The sequence below is a fragment of the Caldisphaera lagunensis DSM 15908 genome (assembly GCF_000317795.1).
Taxonomy (GTDB): Archaea; Thermoproteota; Thermoprotei_A; order Sulfolobales; family Acidilobaceae; genus Caldisphaera; species Caldisphaera lagunensis.
Genome location: NC_019791.1, coordinates 1091882 through 1110142, shown reverse-complemented (window position 1 = coordinate 1110142; position 18261 = coordinate 1091882). Strand labels below are relative to the sequence as shown.

The following is an 18261-nucleotide window of genomic DNA, read 5'->3' as shown; positions in this document are numbered from 1 at the left end:
TTAAATAGGTTTATAAAGGTAATTTTTATTTACAATCTATTATTTAAAAATTAATTGTTAAACAAAAAGCTTTTATATCACTTATAGTGGCTAAAATTAAATAGCACAAGATAAGTTAGGGGATAAAATATGGTATGCGAAGGTTCACCTGAGGTTAGAGTTGGTAAAAAACCTGTTATGAACTATGTGTTAGCTGTTTTGACAACACTAATGGAACAAAACGTTGGCGCAGTAGTAGTGAAAGCTAGAGGAAGAAACATTACAAAGGCTGTTGATACAGTAGAGATAGTAAGGAGCAGATTTGCTAAAAACGTAAAAGTTAAAAACATTGATGTAGGAAGCCATGAAATAACTGTCAATGACCCACAGACTAATCAACAAAGAACAAGAAGGGTTAGCAGCATAGAGATTTGTTTAAGCAAAGAGTAAAAGTAATGCAGATATAAAAATTTTTTAAAGTTTTAACATTTTCTTAACGAAATTTAATATTATGTCATATGCATCTGAAATGCTTAGTTTGGTTGTATCGATAACTAAATCAAATATTGATAAATCTCTTATATCAATCCCATAATATTCCTTAAATCTTGCCCAGTGCGTATATTCTCTATAAGTTGCCTCTTCTATAGAATTTTCTAAGCTAACTTTATCCCTTGATAATATCCTATTTACCCTACTATTGAGATCTGCTTTAACATATATCGATATCGTTGGTAAATCCTTTAGTATCCAAGCTGCTAGATGAGAATCTATAACTATACATCCTTTCTTTGCCTCTTCTAAAGTTTTTTTATCAATTTTCAAATCTATCTCTGGATCCTTTTGAGCTATTTTATTTAATTCTATTAAATCTTTATTTAATTCTTTTGCAAGTTCTCTAAAAGCTTGACCGCTTGTATAATATCTTAATCCAAGATCTTGAGAAAGTCTTTTAGCATATGTCGATTTTCCTGATCCAGGAGGGCCAGATACTATAATTATTGGTTTTATTTTATCACAAATTTTCTTTTCTTCTTCCATTTTTTATCACTTATTTGGTTTGTACTTAAAATTTAATAAAAAAGTTTAACTTCTCTAATTGATAATAAATTGGTTAGGTAGAGAAAATGATAATAGGGATACTAGGGTTTATGTTGGTATATTGGTGGATAATGATTTTAGGGTCATTGGTAGCAGGAGTTATAGTTGCTTTGCTAACATTATCAGCACCAAAAATTGTTAGCAAAGAACCAGAAAGTCTATCAAGCTTAAGATATTCTATGGCATTATCAGCAATAGCAATAATTTTAGCTGGCATAGGAGTTTTTATTGGAAGTGCAGAATTATTAAGTTATGCTTTTGGACTACCTTTAGTAGGAAGTTCTATAGTTATTGGGGCAGTAATTTTTACAGGTTTCATTATAATACTGCAATGGCTTTTTTCACCATTTTTAATTAATCTAATGTATAAAACTCACCCTCCAAAAACACAAGAAGAGTTAAGATTACAAAAGAGTTTAGAAAACGTTGCTAAGAAAAGTAATATAAAAGTACCAAAATTAAGAATTGCCGAAGTTAATATACCAAATGCATTTTCTTATGGAAGTCCTTTAACAGGTAATTTTGTTGCTGTAACAAGAGGTATTATGGATATAATGCCTGAAGATGAAATGGAAGCTGTATTAGGTCATGAAGTAGGTCATTTAAGGCATAGAGATGTTTCCTTTATATTAGCTTTAAGCCTAATTCCATTAGCAGTATATTATTTAGGTCAAATACTTATATGGAATGGTTTATTAGGTGGAGGAAATAATGATAGGAATCAGGTAAGCGGTAATTTTTTGCTGCTTATTGTTGGAATAATATTAATGGCTGCTGCAGTTTTGTTTAGATTTTTGGTTGCGCACTTTAATAGACTAAGAGAATATTATGCTGATGCCAATAGCGCAATTGTTACGAAGGATCCAAGAAAGTTGCAAAGGGCCTTAGCAAGGCTTGAAGTCACATATGATTCGAGTAGAAGGCTTAAAAGGGAAGCAAAGAATAACTCAACAGCTCAAATGTTGTTTATTATAGCTCCCTTTGTAGAAATACAAGGAGGATTTTTCTTCAGCATAGATTATTCGAGGAAAGGATACAGAATAGATGATATAGATGAGGTAGTTGAAGAATTGAAACATAAAGAAACTGATCCAAGGGAAGAAATAATTGCTACGCATCCTCCAACACCAAAGAGGATAAGATTTTTGGATAACTTAGCTAAAAGGTTAGAATACTTCTAATCTTTTAGTTTATAGCTTTTTGTTTTTCCATAAACAACTTCTTCAATATATCCCATCTCAACAAGTTTTGAAAGTCTTCTATATAATGGGGTTTTTGGTATTCCTGTTTCACTCATTATTTGATTAGCTGTTGCGATGCCTCCAAGCTTTTTAATTGCATTTATTATTTGTTTATCCCTTTCATCAATACCTTCTTCTTTAATTTTTTCTTTTTTCTTTTTTCCTATTTTTCTTTTTCTAAATATTATTAATGATGCTATTATTAAGACAATAGCAGCAATAATGATTATATATAATGAGTAGTTATTTTTATGCAATGTTAATTGCTGGGAAGATAACGTATATTGTATAAAGATTTTTCCAGGAGGCATTAGTATAACTGGAGAATTTGATTGATAATAAACATTTATTGGTGTGGGGTTTATGTTTATTGGTATCGAATTTTCAGGTAGAAATATCTTAGTATAATAGCTTTCGCTTATATTAAAGCTCCATATCATTCCTTGTTTATTTACTACACCCAATGAAATATATGTTATGTTTAAAATACCTGTTTGATTTGCCAAAACTATTAGATCTGTTCCATTATAATCTATTGGCATGGTTTGGTAATTATTTATATAATAAGCTATATAGCTAGAGGGTTGTATTGTTGGTATAATAATTGCTTCCGGAGAAGTTACATTAATTAAACTAACTGATATAAAATCACCGGCATTATCAATATATATGTTATTTTCTATATAATTATAGCTATATGTAATTTTTATAGAAATCAGCATTAGTATTAATGCAACTAGCAACAATATTTTCTTGTTTTTCAAATTACCACCAAATATAATACATATAAAAATCTTATAAATTCTTAATTTCTTTTTGCTATAGGTGAGAAAATGTATAAGCTATTTATGACTAGAGAAATTCCTTTTCCTGCAACTGAAAAAATTAAAAAGATGTTTGATGTAACTATATGGCCTAAATATACTCCTCCTAGTAAAGAAGATATAATTAATAATGCCAAAGGAGTAGATGCTTTAGTAACAACTCTGGAAGATAAAATAACATGTGAAATAATTGAGAAGTTATCTCCAAATCTTAAAATTATAGCTCAATATGCTGTTGGATTTGATAATGTTGATTTGGAGTGCGCAACAAAACATGGTGTATATGTAACAAATACCCCAGATGTCTTAACTGATGCAACAGCAGATGTTGCATGGGCATTAATTTTATCTGTTTCTAGGAGAATTGTAGAATCTGATAAATTTGTCAGGAGCGGTAAATGGTATACGCTTGGTTCTGCATGGCATCCAACTTTAATGCTAGGTTATGATGTTTATGGTAAAACTATTGGTATTGTTGGAGGAGGTAGAATAGGTTATGCAGTTGCAAAAAGGGCTAAGGGTTTTGATATGAATATATTATATAGCAGCAGGAGCAGACATAAGGAAATGGAAGAATTAGGGGCCAAATATGTTGATATGAATACATTATTTAAGGAAAGTGATATAGTATCTCTTCATGTTCCTTTAACAAAGGAAACTGCAAATATGGTAAATGAAAACCTTCTAAGGCTTATGAAGAAGACTTCAATTTTAATAAACACTGCTAGAGGAAAGGTAGTTGATTTAGACGCGTTATATAAAGCATTAAAGGAAGGTTGGATTGCAGGAGCAGGCCTAGACGTTTATCCATCAGAACCATTAGATCCTAGACATCCAATAACTACTTTAGACAACGTTGTTTTGTTACCCCATATTGGGAGTGCAACGCATGAAACAAGGGCTAAGATGGCAGATTTGGTATATAAAAACTTAGAGATGTTTTTTAATGGAGAAATTCCGTTAACTTTAGTTAATAAAGATGTTCTAAATATTAGAAGGCCAGAAAAGTTGATATGAAATTTTAAAATACTTTCATTTATCTCTCACCCTAATTATTAATTATAATGGAATTTTGATTAATTCTCTTATTTACTTCAAATTGGGCTTAGACATGTATAGCCTAACTGGTATACAAGCTTTAGATACTTTAATTAACCCTATAAATAAAGGCAATATAATAGAAATATATGGGGATTGGAGAATAGCCTTATCTATATCCCATATGACCATGGCTTCTTTAACTAGATATGGAAAAGTAGGGGTAGTTTATATACAAGATTTTGGAAATTTAGATCCATATTTTGTAAGGAAAATGATAAAAATATTTGGAGGCAATTTTGATAATATCTATATTTCAAGGGCTTTTAGAAGATATGATATACCAGAATTGATAAAAAGTATTGAGGGGATAAACAATTTAATTTTAATAGATCCTTATCTTTTCTCTCCAGTAAGCCCATTAAACTATAATTTATTAACTCCTATAACTGGGGCTATAAAAGAAATTTCATCTAAAGGTATAACTGCTATAATATTTAATAGGGAAACATCTCTTGGAAAGTTTTTGCCTGAAGGAGGTAAGTTTCATCACCACATATTGCATGCAATAATTAAGGTTTTACCTTATAGAAATGGGATAGAAGCGATTTTAATAAAGCATTATGCTAAGCTAACTCCCAGGATTTCTTATATATCTTATAAAGAATTAGGGGATGAGAGATTATGGGTAGGACAACACCTTCTACAAGAATGGTTATAGAAGATGAAATAAATAGGTTATTAAAAATACTAGAATATACAAATGAAGATAAGGATAAAGCAAAAGAAATAATAAAGGAGGCATATGATTTAGTTAGTTATTACCAATTTGAAACGTTAAGCGATCCATTAGAGCCTATAGTTCTTGGTTTAATCTTGTACATAGCTAAAAGGTGTAGTTAATGGGAGGTTTATTTTTAAACGCTGAATATAAAAAAGGTGAGCTTTTACTTTATTTTTTAAATAAAAATATAGAAAAAGTTATTATTAAAGATTATAGGATAGCATATGTTGAACCTGTTAATTTAAATGAGCTTTTAAAAATACTAGAAAATTTGGATTTTATATATGAGATAAATGTTGAGAAATGGCTATCACCGCCATATTATGATAAGGAAAGCAATATATTAAAAATTAGATATCTAGGCAAAAAAGAATTTATAAGGAAAATAGAGGAAAAAGGTCTTGGGATAAGTGTTAACAATTATATAAACGAATTAAATCTAATTCTAAAAGAAAGAGGGCTTAATCCTGGTTATTTTTATGATCATTTTAATAAAAAAGATGATGAGGGTCCTTTATATGAGTTGCCAGAAATAAGGTATGCATATATAACTTCATTAAACAAATATGGAAAAGAGGCCTCATGGTATGATATTAAATATTATAAAATAAAAACAAATGATAATGAGTTTATTATTAATAACATAAATGAAATTTATGATATAATAAAAAAAGAGAATATAAAAATTGTTATGGCAGATATAAATGCTTTAAATCAGATAAAAGAAAATGAAGATTTTATTTTAATTCAAAAACCTCTTGTAGGTATTTATGGCTTAATAGAATGGTCTAGGATTTCTGGTTTAACCTTAAAGCAAGCAAGCAACTCTTCTATTGGGAAGATATTAACTTCAGCTGAAATTCTTGAGGCAATGAGAAGATTTTATTTGATTAAGAAGGTTAAGAGGCTTGAACCTTGGAGGAGCTTATATGAATTGGAAAGAGCTGATAAAGCTGGTGCAATTTCTATTCCAAAACCAGGTATATATTTTAATGTTTACCAACTTGATTTTTCTAGCCTATATCCAAACATAATAGTTTTAAATAACTTATCTGCAGAAACTGTTAACAACCCTAATTGTTTAAATTATGAAATAAAGGGTATAGGACATAAGGTTTGCTTAGATAAAGAGGGTATAATTCCAGCAGTTTTAAGAAATTTAATAAAAAGGAGGGAAATTCTTAGACCATATAAAAATAATCCAATGTATAAGGAAAGGTTTGATGCAATAAAATGGATTTTGGTAGCTGGTTTTGGTTATTTGGGTTATAGGAATAGCCTATTTGGTAGTATATCTGCTTATGAAACTGTTACCTCCATAGCTAGAGAAATTATGAAGAAATCTTACGAAATTTCCATAAAAAATGGGTACAAGGTAATAAATTTTATTGTTGATAGCCTATTTATAATACCTGAAAAGCCTAAGGTAAGCATTGAAGAGCTTAGCGAAATGATAAGCAATGAAATAAAGATTAAACTAAGGTTGGAAGATAAATTCATATGGCTTGTTTTTCCATATACACAAAAAGGTTTAGGTTCTCCTGGCAAATATTATGGTTTAAGGGATGATGGATCTTTAAAAATAAAGGGAATAAATGCTATAAGAAAAAATGTGCCAGATATTATAAAAGAAGCTGAATTAAATGCATTAGAAATTTTAAAAAATGCTAAAAACGAAAAGGAATTTTTTGAATTATTAGGCAAGGCAAGAGAAGCTTATAATAAAATAAAGGAGAAATTGATTAATAATGATATAAAGGATGAGCTATTAATAATAAATAAAAATGTAAATAGTATAAAGAAAACACAACAAGTAAAGGCAAGTTCTTATCTATATGGTTTAAGCGATTCTATAAGCTATATAATAAACTATGATGGAAAGCCAATACCTATTGATTTTTATACTGGAAGTTATAATAAGGAATACTATTTAAAATACTTAGAAAGGTCTGAAAACGAGATGCCTTGGGTTTTCCATGCTCGCATACCATAAAAATTTTCTTAAAAATTCCTCTTTTCTCACATACAGAAGTTTAAGGCCCCCAACAATATTACCGCAGGTATCTACCTATCTAGTGCTATAAATTCTTAAGAATACTAAACCAATCTATTTACAAACAGGCCGAAAGGCCTAGGTGAATTGGAATGGCAAAGGGTAAGAAGGCCAAGAAAGAGGAAGGTGCTAGCTCAGAAAAGAAATAAAGAGGTTATATAGAAAGATAAACAATTGATTTGGTTTATTATTTTTTGTTTTTTGATTCTTTTTTAAAGTTTAAATAAAAAATTAAAAGGTAATAATTGTTTTATAAATTATGAGTTATTTAAATATTCCTCCCTGCAACATTTTTAATGTAGGATGCATAATTTATTTTGAGAGCAACGAATACATGGTGATCAAATGCTAAAGATGGCAATAATTCACACAAGAATAAAACTAGGGGCAAGAAGAACTAACATGAAAAGACTTGAAGAGCTAATAAATAGATTGATAATAGAACACGAAGATATCGATTTAATTTATTTACCAGCCTACCCATTAACAGGCCCAATTGTTGGTTATTATCCAAACCAAAAAGTAAAAAATATACTAAAGAACTTTGCAGAAAGGCTAAATGGATCTGAAATACAACAAAACCAGACATTCATGATTGTATCAAAATGGTCCCATGAATTCGGAATTTATATAATAGCAGGCCCTATAGTTGAGAGAGCAGGACCTAGGCTTTACTTAACAACATTTATGAGTAATCCTCTAGGAGAATTGGCTGGAAAATATAGAAAGATAGCTATAACTAGAAGTGAAGAAGAAAATGGTTTAACACCAGGGAAAACTGTTGAAGTTTTCAATATAAAGAAGAAAAACGCATATGTAGGCGTTTTTACTGATGAAGATCTGGGTTATCCAGAGATTTTTAAGGCATTAAGCTTTATTGGGGCAAACGTTATCATAGGTTCAATGCTTCCTTATGAATCGAGATTCTTTAAGATGAAAAGTGAAAGCGGGACATCTATGCTAACGTTAGATTTAGAAAGCATAAATAATTTCCTATCGGTAAGAAGTAAGGAAACAGATTTACCTGTTATATTAGTTGGTGGGGCTGTAGAAGGGGTTAACAACAGCGGATATGTAGCTTTTATGCCAACCATAACTTCTGAGCCAGAAATTGGTGTTGTAAAAGAGAAGATAATATCGTATGATGATATAGATTTACCCATTATAGTAGAGGTTGATACGAGCACAAAACCTGTTCAGTATGATGAAATAAGCAAATTGATATTAAAAAATTTATGTAGAAGAAATGAACTAAATGAAAAGGAATCGGACGAAATTTAGGCAATTGGTCCTATAACTGTTTTTCCAGCCCTTTTGTTTATTGCCTCTACTTTTTGATCAACTAATTTCTGTATTTCATTTATTTCATCATCAGTTAAATGAGCAAATCTTCCCTGTAGTTTTAAATATTCTTTAACAGGTTTTCTCTTCATTACTGGAAAAGTTACTCTGAAGTTATCGTGATCTATTTCATAAAGCGGGAATATACCTGTTTCAGTTGCTAGTCTAGATATAGTAATGCCTAAAGCAGGATCAAAACGCCAACCCGTTGTGCATGCCATTAAAACTTGTATAAATGATGGCCCTTCATTTAATACCTCAAGTCCTCTAGCAAACTTATTTATCATATCCATTGGATAAGCTGGGTTTGCTGTTGCAACATAAGGAATATGATGTGCAGCTGCTATACCTGCTATATCTTTCTTATCCCTCCATTCACCTCTCCAAACTTTCCCCGCTGGAGTTGTTGTAGTCCATGCTCCATGCGGGGTTGAACCACTCCTTTGAATACCTGTATTCATATATGCTTCGTTATCATATAAAACATACATAACAGGTTCTTTTCTTTCTAGCATACCGCTTAGGCTTTGTAAACCTATATCTACTGTTCCTCCATCTCCTGCTACTACAACAACTTTAACGTCTTTATTTTTATCCATTAACCCTTTTCTTTTCATTGCTTTTATTGCAGCAGCTATACCGCTTGCAGATGCCCCAGAATTTTCAAATGCTGAGTGGAACCATGGAACTAACCAATTTGAATATGGATATCTTGTTGTTGATACTTCTACACAACCGGTTGCATTAACTATTATTGTATCTTTTCCGGTTACTTTTGTTAACATTCTCATTATTGTTCCAGCAGTACAACCTGGGCATAAACCATGGCCGCTTATAAACAGCTCGTCTCTAGGTAAATCATAAAGGCTTTTTATCCTTAAAATTTTATTTTCGCTCATTCTCTCACCCCATAGAATATTGTTTCTTCATGCTTTCTTCCTTCATGCGCAAGTCTAGCTAATGCTAAAAAGTCTTCGAATTCAACAGTTCTTTGCCCAATACCTGTTACAACGCTTATTAAGTTAAGCTTTAAGCCTGATCTTACCATTGCACCTGAAATTTCATTTGCTAATGGACCTTGGTATGGTGCTCCATAACTTATTGCCCTATCTATAACTAGCAAATTTTTCTTATCACTTGTATACTCAATGAACTTTTGCAATGGGAATGGTCTATATACTCTTAGCCTCAATAATCCAACGTTTAAGCCCTGTTTTCTTATTTCAGGCAAAAATGCCTTTAATGTTGATGCATAGCTTGCATTTGTCATTATTAATGAATCCGCATCTTCGCACATATAACATTCCATTAAGCCATAGCTTCTACCAAATGTTTTTCCAAAATCTTCATCTGTTTTTTCTATAATTGGTAAAGAACCATTTATTGCCTTTACTTGCTGATATTTGAATTCATAATAATATTCTGGTGGAGTAATGGAACCTATACTAACAGGCTTATCGGGATCAAGTTTATATGGGTATTGTTTCTTTGGCGCAAACTTCAATACTTTTTCTTTATCTTCTGTAATAACAGGTTCTATTGTATGGCTCATAACATATCCATCGTATCCAACCATTACTGGTAATAAGACGTTATGATCTTCAGCTATTTTATATGATTGTATAACTGTATCATATGCCTCTTGAGCAGTATGGGCAAATATTATTATCCATCCTGAATCTCTTGCATTAAATAAATCGCTTTGATCATTCCATATGCTTATAGGCGCACTTAAAGATCTCATCGCAACGCTCATAACTACAGGCGCTCTTAATCCGGAGGCGATGTGAAGCATTTCATGCATCAGTGCAAATCCTTGGCTTGCCGTTGCGGTAAATGCTCTTGCTCCAGTTAAAGATGCTGATATTGCTGCACTTAATGCGCTGTGCTCGCTTTCTACATGTATATATTCTGCATCAAGTTCTCCTTTTGCTATGAATTCTGATATCTTTTCTACAACTGTTGTTTGAGGTGTTATTGGATATGCTGATATAACATCAACATCTAAGTCTTTTACAGCATTAGCAATTGCATGGTTTGTGCTTAAAGGTATAGCCCTTTTAACTAATTCTTGCATTTTAAGCCACCTCTACTGGAACCATTTCTATTGCTTTAACAGGGCATTCTTGGGCGCACATTCCACAACCCTTGCAAAAGTCTGAATTTACATCATAGCTTACCTTATACTTCCTGTTTTTCTTTGTTGTATATTCCTTATCTAATTCAATTATTGCATTATCAGGACAAACATACCAACAAATCCTGCATCTTGTGCAGGTTTCTTGGTTAATAACTGGAATTAATACCTTCCAATCTCCAGTTTTATATTCTAAGCTATTTCCAGGATTTACAACAATTCCTCCTGGAGCCATTTCCGTATATGAAACAAGTTTTTCCATTTAAATCGCCTCTTGTAATTTCATAACTAAAGTTGAATCATATGCCTCCTTAACTGCCATTGCATTTGATTCCCCAATCTTTCCATGGAATCTGTTCTTTAAAACTTCTATTATTGTATCAATCTTAATTAAATTTGTAGTTTTTATTACTGCACCCAAAATTGCAGTATTTACTATGTTTGCTTTTAACCATTTTAATGCTATGCTTGTTGCGTCAACTGTTGAAACGTTATAGCTATTAGGTAAATCAATCTTCTTAATTAATTCATCTGGTTTTAATGGCGTATTTGCTATAATATATCCTCCTTTTTTAAGCCCTTCCATGTATTCTTTCTTTAAAAGGCTTCTATCCAATATAACAACTACATCAGGATTTTCTATTGGAGTTCTAGGTATATTTGGATTATCTGTTATTCTTGTATAAGCCCTTACAGGGGCTCCTCTTCTTTCAGCTCCAAATTCTGGAAATGCCAAAGCATATTTACCTTCTATAATTGCGCCAGATGCTAATACTTCTCCTGCTGTAACAGCTCCTTGGCCCCCTCTTCCATGCCATCTTATTTCTATTGTAGTCAACTAAACCGCCCAGTTTGTTATATTAAATACAGAGATTAAATATTAAGCGATTTCTTGAATAAAAAATATATTAGTAAAACAAATTGATTATATGATTAAATAATAATTTATTTTTCTATTAGAAACAATTTTCATTTTATTTAACGCTGTTAAAGATATATAAGGGTGTACCTATACTGTATATATTTGAGGGATAGGGTGTGAGTCTAAATTCAACCAGGAGGATTCAAAGGTTAGGGGGTTCAAGTTTAATAGTTACGTTGCCTAAGCAATGGGCTAAAAAACTTGGCTTAAAGGTTGGAGATGAATTAATGATTTTAGAAGAGGGAGACCACTTAAAATTGGTCCCAGCAAATAATAAAGCAGCAATTAAAGCTGAAACAGTATCAATAAAATATAATGGGGTTGCAAAAATTGCAGGCCCAAAAATAATAGCTGATTGTGCATTTATACATGGATATAATAGATTAAATATTAACGTAAAGGGTTTAGATAACATTGCGTATGAGAACTTAGTTAAGACATTAAATGAAAATGATAAGGTAGAAAACGTTGTTGAAGGTATAGATAATGTTGAGGTTGAATTATTAAACCCTCAAGAAGATGATTCAAGTAAATTAATTAAAGAATTAAATTCAAAACTGCAAGATATGATAAGCATTGCAACTAATGGAGAAGATGTTAAAAGTGATTTAGAAAAAATTAGAAAAGAGGCTGAAGACATATCAATGACAATATTAAGAACATCAAAGAAAGAAGGAGAACAATTAGATTCAATTGCTTATGGCTTAATATTATCATTACCTAATCTTGTCTATACATATTTAGTTTTATCAAGCAAGGAAAAAATAATAAAGGATTCACAACAGTTAGCAATTGTTTTAAGCGATCTATTAGGAGGAATTGCATCAAGCAGTGGAAGGAGGATTTTAAATGCCGTTAAAATTGCATCTGAAAGTAAAAATAATGAAAACAGTACATTAGCAAGTATATATTCAATAATTGAAAGCATAGGGACAAAACTTATTTGCCCAGCTATAATAGATGAAAACATGGAATTGGATTTAGAAGAGCAATAATAAAGATTTATTTTCTAAAAAATATTTTTTTCTCGGTGGAAGAGTGGATTATATAAGGGAAATAGCAGAAAAATTAATCAAAGCAAATTTTGCAGTTGTTTTAACTGGAGCTGGTATCAGTACTGGAAGCGGCATACCAGATTTTAGGGGCCCTCAAGGGATATGGAGGGTATACGATCCAAATTTATTTCACATCTCTTATTTTTATGAAAACCCTTTAGATACTTGGAAGCTATTTAAAGATAATATGTATGAGAAAATTAAGGATGCAAAACCAAATAGGGCACACTATTCTTTGGCAAGACTTGAAGAATTAAACATTATAAAGGCAGTTATAACTCAAAATATAGATAATTTACATCAAAAGGCAGGAAGCAAAAAAGTTATAGAATTGCATGGTAATATGAAGTTTGCAATATGTACACAATGCAATAGGAAGTTTGATATAGAAACTGCTTTCAAAGAAGTTAAAGAAAATAAGGTTCCTTTATGCCCATATTGCGGCGGTTTATTAAAGCCTGATGTAATATTTTTTGGAGAGCCTTTACCTCAAAAAGAATTAAGAGAAGCCTTTGAATTGGCATCTGAAAGTGATTTATTCCTTGTTTTAGGCTCAAGCTTAGCGGTTTCACCAGCTAACCAATTGCCAATAATAGCTAAAAGCAATGGGGCAGATCTAATTATAATAAACATGGGAGAAACTGAAATTGATAACTATGCTGATATAAAAGTTGAAGGAAGGGTTGAAGATATTTTCCCAAAAATATGTAAAAAAATTGAGGAGATGATAGCATCACTTAGCAATTGTTAAATAATACTCCATGTATATACATTCTTTGTTTCTTTCTTTTCAACAAGGTTTAATTTCTCAAGCCTTTTTAGATGAGCTAATGTTTCTCCCATTGCAAAAAACCTTTCAGGATATGGATATTCTTCCCAAGAATTATAAGATGCTCTCCATTTAACTTTCTTTGCAATTTCATAGGCAGTTAATGAATTTTTACTTATTAACTTCATTATTTCATTTAACCTCTCTTCATGATGTTTAATTATTTCCTTTGCTCTTTTAGAAGGATTCAATATAGGTTCTTTATGTCCAGGGAAGGCTATTTTAGCGTTTAACGATGAGATTTTTTCTAAGCTGCTTAAATAGTCCCCCAAGGGGTCGGTGTTTTCATCTGTTAATGTTATTTGTGGTGTTATTGGATCAAGTATATGGTCTCCAGTAAAAATTATATCGTTTTCTTTGTTGTATAAATTTATTTGCCCAGGTGTATGACCAGGAACTTCAATTATTTTAAATTTTATTCCATAAAGATCTATTTCTGAATCATTGCTCATAGTAATCCAAGGAATTTCTTGTAAATCGTTTGTATATACATCAACTAATTTCATCGCAGGATGAAACTTTGAAATTTCATTTGCTTCACTAGGAGGCATACCATGATTAATGTAAATTTTTAATGCCTTAGTTATGAATTTATCAAAACCTCTCCTTAAAACTTTCTCATCCTTTAAACCTAAATAAAAATCCGATGCTCCTAAAGAATATAAAACTGGAGAGAGGGTTATATGATCAACGTGGAAATGTGTAACTATAACTGATTCCATTTCATTTATTTTATATCCATTTTTTTTAATTTCTCTAGATAATTCATGAAAAGACCTCATGTTATACATACCAGAATCAATTAGGCTGAAGGAGTTGCTATCCGAAATCATATATACATTAATATATTTAAGGGATTCTATAGGTATTGGAACTTTAATTCTATGCAACCAAGAGGGAAATTCAAGCGACGTATTTTCCAATTTATACACCTAATTTAGTGTTATTGCCTGGAGTTTAATACCTATTCCTATTTTCTCCCGTTAAGGAAAATCATTTAGAGCAGCTAATTCCCCTTTACTTTCTATATAGTTCCTTGTTCAAAAAATATGTAAGTTTAATCCATAATCCCATAATCCTTTTGTTTATTAAAAATTTTTGTAAAAAATTTGTCTTAACTTTTTTAATTTTCAAGTTTTAATTAAATATGGTATATGAAATGGTAACAAACCTGCCAGCGGAAGCAATTGCTAAGTTAAACAAGTATAGTGATGCAAAAACAGTTGAGGATAAAATTAAGGCATTAGAGGAATTTATAAGTGCTGTTCCAAAGCATAAAGGAACTGAAAACCTGCTTTATTGGGCAAGGAGTAGACTTGCGGAGCTTAGACAAGAAGAGGAAAAAGAGAGGAGGAAGAAAAAAGGTGGGGGGCCAAGAATATTTATTGAGAAGGCAGGAGCAGGTCAAATAGCTATAATTGGTCCTCCTAATTCAGGTAAGAGCAGTTTAATGTCTAGACTTACAAATGCAAAGGTCGTTATAAGCCCAAATCCATTTTCAACAACAGATCCCATACCTGGTATGATGCAATATGAAGATATACAATTTCAGCTAATTGATACACCCCCTATTATTAGCAATGAAGGGAATTATGTTAATACAAGGGTTTTGGCAATAGCTAGAAATTCTGATGCAATAATAATTGTTATAGGATTAGATGATGAAAACTATTTGAATACATTGAAAAGGGTAATAGATACATTAGAAAAAAGGGGTATAATGATATCAATGCAAAAGGGGTATATTAGGATTATAAAGCATAGAAGTGGTAATGGAATAAATGTAGTTTTTTATGGTAAGCCAAAGTTTACTGAAGAAGATGTAAAAAAGGCATTAAGCTCTTATAGAATTTTTAATGCAACAGTTGAAATATATGGTGAACCAAGTTTAGATGATATTGACGCATCTTTAATTAATGCAATAACTTATAAACCAACAATAGTTTTATTTAACAAAAAAGACTTAAACAATTTTAAAGGAGCTGATCTACCAAAAGATGTTTTATATAAGGTAGTTTCAGCGAAAACTGGTGAAGGTCTAGAAGATTTGGGAAAAGATATATTTAACATTTTAAAAATAAAAAGAATATATACAAAAAAACCAAATGCGCCACCAGATAAGGATCCTTTAATAATAAGGGAAGACGCAACAATAAGGGAAATAGCGGAAACGATTAATCATTCTAATATAAAATATGCAAAGATATGGGGAAAGGGGGCTAAATATGATGGTCAAAGGGTTGGGCCTGATTTCATACCGAAAGATAAAGATATTGTTGAGATAAGATTTTAAGATAGTTGCTTCGCTTTTTCTAATAAATCCTTCATTAACTTAGACATAAGAAAGCTTTTCCCCTTTTCTCTAGCCTTTTCCCTCATTTCCATGTATAGGGATTCATTTTCCGTAATTTTGTTTATTGCCTCTACACCCCCCTTTATATCATCTGGTCCTCTTAGATGTATACCTTCAACTCCATTTGTTATTAACCATTTTTGTCCATATACTGCGCTTGTTATAACTGGTACACCCCCATACATGAATTCTATTTGAGTTAATCCTAGGGCTTCCATTTTAGACATTATTATGTTTAAATAACTTGCTTTTATTAATGAAGCTTTCTGATCAACACTTAATTCACCTGTTAAAATTACATTTTCAAGTTTCTTTGATTCCTTATAAACCTTATCCCATTGATCACCAGGTTTGCCAGCTATAACAAATAATAAATCGTTATTGTTTTTAAAATGCTTAGCAATTTCAACAACTGCTAAAGGATTCTTCCTCTCTTCTATTGTGCCTAAATATGTTATGATTTTCCTATCTAATTTCTTTTTTACGAATTGCTCCAAAAAGAGGTCTGGTTTCGCATCATCTATCTTTTTGGCTTCATCATCATCTAGACCTCCTGGAAATATGTATATTTGTTTAGGATTAGCGCCTTGGGTAATCATATCTTCTCCTTCTATTCCGGTAACAACTAAAATTAAGTCTGCAGCCTTGAAAATTGATGGCAATTCAGTCATATTCCATGCAATTCTATAAGTCCTCTCTATGGGATCATATCTACCAGGCTCTGGAGGTTGGTAATGGGACATATGAGCATAAATAATCTTTTTTTCTTGCACTCCTATGCTTCCCATCAATTTTCTCCACAATATCCATTTAGCAGTATCTTCAGGACCATTCCATAAAGTTGAGTGGGTAACAATAAAGTTTATCCCTATTTCCTCATCTATTTTATTTAATGTTGTTATAAAATCCCTAAATGTTATTCTCCTAGGAGGCCAATTCACCTTCCTACTTAATACCCTTATCGTTGGTAGATCTATTTTAGGATCCCTATCAAATATTTTATATGGCTTTTCAGATAATTCTAAATCCCTTTCTCTTATTATTGGCTCATTATCATGATAAATGCTTGTTATCAAATAAGATTTATATCCTAACTTAATTGCCCATTTTAGCATCCTTTGAGCAACGAGTTCTTGGCCTTTGCTATTTGATGTTTGATACATGACAGGAAAAAAGTTAAACTCCATCTCAGGCCCTCCTTATGTATCTTGATATTATTAGGGCAACGAATGCAATTGCTAATCCCCATGCAAGGGGCTGTAGAAGAATCATTAATGGGGTTACGTCTAAACTCACTTCCCTCATAGCTAAGGTTATAACTGTTATATATAAAACAATTTTTATGTAAACGATTAGTATTTCAAGTTCTTGGCCCCCCCTTAACTTAGCTTCGCTTGATATATAGCTATCAAAAACATCTATTAAAATGAAACCTATTATTATTATAAAGACGAATAAGGCTACATAACCTAATCCTTTGGTTAATAATGAGGAGGTAATTCTTATTTCTGTAACATATGTTGATAAATAATCTATTGATAATATCACACCTGTTGCATATAAGAAATAGGCTATTAGATTTCCAAAAAAGTCTCCAGCGGTCATTCCAGCTCTTAATGTTATTCTCCCCATGCTTATATGTTTAAACCAATCATTGAAACCTGTTATTTCTAAGGTTCTCTTAACTAAAAACTTTACAAACTTACCAATTAAATAGAAGACAACTATTATTAAAATGAAAATTACTGCATCTATTATGTAATCAATAATCTGCATATTTTCTTATCGCCTCCGAAACCTCGCTAAATTCTACCATTTCCTTTACGCCTACATTTTTCAAATGTTTATTATATTGGTGTAAGACCAAAATTGGTATATCTGTTTTTTCAAATGCAGGTAAATCGTTTTCGCTGTCTCCAAAATAGATGGTTAAATCAGGATTAAAAAGTCTTTTCAAAAAAATAACTGCATCACCTTTGTTTAAGTTGCTTACTAATATATCAATGAATGGTTCACTTTTATACTTTATAACTTTTAATTTCATTTTTTCTGCTTGCTCAATAATTTTTTGAATGCTTTCTGGATAAGAAGAATTTCTCCAATCTATTGTTATTCCAGCTATTAAATTTGATGTAGTCTTCTTTACTTCAATCCTTGCATTACTCCTTATGATTTCTTTATCATTTTTTATGAAATTTATTAAAGTGGTGGCATCATCTTGATATTTTATTAAGTTTGTATCTATACAAGACCTGTTTTCATATAATATTTCTGCACCAGCTATGCATGAATACACATCTGCTTCAACCCTATTCATTAAAAAATCGCATACCTTTGTTGATACTATAGCTATTATGTTTCCTTTTTTCCTAGAATATCTAATTGCATTTAATATTTCATTTGATGGAAACGCTTTATCAATGCTTACATCAATAGGGCTTATGGTTCCATCGTAATCAAGCATTATCAATTTCAATTTTTTTCTCCCCGCATTGTACATTTTTATATATTTTCTTCAATTTTATAAGGTTTATAATAGGATATAATTTATTTTTTTTGTAAAATATTAAACTTATTTTTACCTGTGGGCTGCTATGTCTAGCA

The 18261-nt window shown here is 31.2% G+C and carries 20 protein-coding genes; 10 read left to right on the top strand and 10 right to left on the bottom strand.

What is annotated here, in order from left to right:
- Positions 1-129: 129 nt before the first annotated feature.
- On the top strand, positions 130-429 hold the full coding sequence (albA, locus tag CALAG_RS05365; protein ID WP_015232719.1) for a DNA-binding protein Alba: 300 nt from the start codon (positions 130-132) through the stop codon (positions 427-429).
- A gap of 24 nt (positions 430-453) precedes the next feature.
- Here albA and cmk read toward each other — a convergent pair whose 3' ends face one another.
- On the bottom strand, positions 454-1020 hold the full coding sequence (gene cmk / locus CALAG_RS05360; RefSeq protein WP_015232718.1) for a (d)CMP kinase: 567 nt from the start codon (positions 1018-1020) through the stop codon (positions 454-456).
- Positions 1021-1106: 86 nt separating this feature from the next.
- On the opposite strand from cmk, the gene htpX reads away from it, so the two are divergent.
- Positions 1107-2261 carry a zinc metalloprotease HtpX gene (gene htpX / locus CALAG_RS05355; protein ID WP_015232717.1) on the top strand — a complete coding sequence of 385 codons (1155 nt, stop codon included), beginning with the start codon at positions 1107-1109 and terminating at the stop codon, positions 2259-2261.
- Here the strand turns inward: htpX and CALAG_RS05350 are convergent.
- Positions 2258-3085 (bottom strand): helix-turn-helix transcriptional regulator, encoded by an 828-nt coding sequence (locus CALAG_RS05350; protein WP_015232716.1) that lies wholly within the window; start codon positions 3083-3085, stop codon positions 2258-2260. The genes htpX and CALAG_RS05350 overlap by 4 nt on opposite strands.
- Positions 3086-3154: 69 nt before the next feature.
- Here CALAG_RS05350 and gyaR point away from each other — a divergent pair, with 69 nt between their 5' ends.
- From gyaR to CALAG_RS05325, 5 genes are all read left to right on the top strand, one after another.
- The gene (gyaR, locus tag CALAG_RS05345; protein ID WP_015232715.1) at positions 3155-4162 is read left to right on the top strand and encodes a glyoxylate reductase; all 1008 of its coding nucleotides are present in this window, start codon (positions 3155-3157) and stop codon (positions 4160-4162) included.
- 94 nt (positions 4163-4256) lie between these two features.
- The gene (locus tag CALAG_RS05340) at positions 4257-4904 is read left to right on the top strand and encodes a hypothetical protein (protein ID WP_015232714.1); all 648 of its coding nucleotides are present in this window, start codon (positions 4257-4259) and stop codon (positions 4902-4904) included.
- Positions 4868-5086: a hypothetical protein gene (locus CALAG_RS05335; RefSeq protein ID WP_015232713.1), complete on the top strand. Its 219-nt coding sequence runs from the start codon at positions 4868-4870 to the stop codon at positions 5084-5086. Before CALAG_RS05340 ends, CALAG_RS05335 begins: the two co-directional genes overlap by 37 nt.
- Positions 5086-6960, top strand: a complete 1875-nt coding sequence (locus CALAG_RS05330; protein ID WP_015232712.1) for a DNA polymerase domain-containing protein — start codon at positions 5086-5088, stop codon at positions 6958-6960. Before CALAG_RS05335 ends, CALAG_RS05330 begins: the two co-directional genes overlap by 1 nt.
- A 405-nt stretch (positions 6961-7365) precedes the next feature.
- Positions 7366-8301, top strand: coding sequence for a carbon-nitrogen hydrolase family protein (locus CALAG_RS05325; RefSeq protein WP_157463206.1), 936 nt, complete (start codon positions 7366-7368; stop codon positions 8299-8301).
- On the opposite strand, the gene CALAG_RS05320 is transcribed toward CALAG_RS05325, so the two are convergent.
- Genes CALAG_RS05320 through CALAG_RS05305 form a run of 4 tightly spaced genes read right to left on the bottom strand, consistent with a single transcriptional unit; the run spans position 8298 to position 11336 of the window.
- On the bottom strand, positions 8298-9260 hold the full coding sequence (locus CALAG_RS05320) for a thiamine pyrophosphate-dependent enzyme (RefSeq protein WP_015232710.1): 963 nt from the start codon (positions 9258-9260) through the stop codon (positions 8298-8300). The genes CALAG_RS05325 and CALAG_RS05320 overlap by 4 nt on opposite strands.
- Positions 9257-10438, bottom strand: coding sequence for a 2-oxoacid:ferredoxin oxidoreductase subunit alpha (locus tag CALAG_RS05315; RefSeq protein WP_015232709.1), 1182 nt, complete (start codon positions 10436-10438; stop codon positions 9257-9259). Before CALAG_RS05315 ends, CALAG_RS05320 begins: the two co-directional genes overlap by 4 nt.
- Before the next feature lies 1 nt (position 10439).
- The gene (locus CALAG_RS05310; protein ID WP_015232708.1) at positions 10440-10760 is read right to left on the bottom strand and encodes a 4Fe-4S binding protein; all 321 of its coding nucleotides are present in this window, start codon (positions 10758-10760) and stop codon (positions 10440-10442) included.
- Entirely contained in the window at positions 10761-11336 is a 576-nt protein-coding gene (locus CALAG_RS05305; protein ID WP_015232707.1) for a 2-oxoacid:acceptor oxidoreductase subunit gamma family protein, read from the bottom strand.
- A 200-nt stretch (positions 11337-11536) separates the two neighbouring features.
- Between CALAG_RS05305 and CALAG_RS05300 the strand changes: the two genes are divergently transcribed.
- Entirely contained in the window at positions 11537-12415 is an 879-nt protein-coding gene (locus CALAG_RS05300; RefSeq protein ID WP_015232706.1) for an AbrB/MazE/SpoVT family DNA-binding domain-containing protein, read from the top strand.
- 43 nt (positions 12416-12458) lie between these two features.
- Complete coding sequence (cobB, locus tag CALAG_RS05295; protein WP_015232705.1) at positions 12459-13226, top strand: NAD-dependent protein deacetylase; 768 nt, start codon at positions 12459-12461, stop codon at positions 13224-13226.
- Here cobB and CALAG_RS05290 read toward each other — a convergent pair.
- Positions 13223-14227, bottom strand: a complete 1005-nt coding sequence (locus CALAG_RS05290; RefSeq protein ID WP_015232704.1) for an MBL fold metallo-hydrolase — start codon at positions 14225-14227, stop codon at positions 13223-13225. The genes cobB and CALAG_RS05290 overlap by 4 nt on opposite strands.
- Before the next feature lie 236 nt (positions 14228-14463).
- On the opposite strand from CALAG_RS05290, the gene CALAG_RS05285 reads away from it, so the two are divergent.
- On the top strand, positions 14464-15597 hold the full coding sequence (locus CALAG_RS05285) for a GTPase (protein ID WP_083859949.1): 1134 nt from the start codon (positions 14464-14466) through the stop codon (positions 15595-15597).
- On the opposite strand, the gene CALAG_RS05280 is transcribed toward CALAG_RS05285, so the two are convergent.
- From CALAG_RS05280 to CALAG_RS05270, 3 genes are read right to left on the bottom strand one after another with little or no spacing between them, the layout of a single operon-like run.
- Positions 15594-16844: a glycosyltransferase family 4 protein gene (locus CALAG_RS05280; protein WP_015232702.1), complete on the bottom strand. Its 1251-nt coding sequence runs from the start codon at positions 16842-16844 to the stop codon at positions 15594-15596. The genes CALAG_RS05285 and CALAG_RS05280 overlap by 4 nt on opposite strands.
- Before the next feature lies 1 nt (position 16845).
- Positions 16846-17433 carry a mechanosensitive ion channel family protein gene (locus tag CALAG_RS05275; RefSeq protein WP_015232701.1) on the bottom strand — a complete coding sequence of 196 codons (588 nt, stop codon included), beginning with the start codon at positions 17431-17433 and terminating at the stop codon, positions 16846-16848.
- Positions 17420-18133 carry an HAD-IIB family hydrolase gene (locus tag CALAG_RS05270; RefSeq protein WP_015232700.1) on the bottom strand — a complete coding sequence of 238 codons (714 nt, stop codon included), beginning with the start codon at positions 18131-18133 and terminating at the stop codon, positions 17420-17422. Before CALAG_RS05270 ends, CALAG_RS05275 begins: the two co-directional genes overlap by 14 nt.
- Positions 18134-18261: the final 128 nt, after the last annotated feature.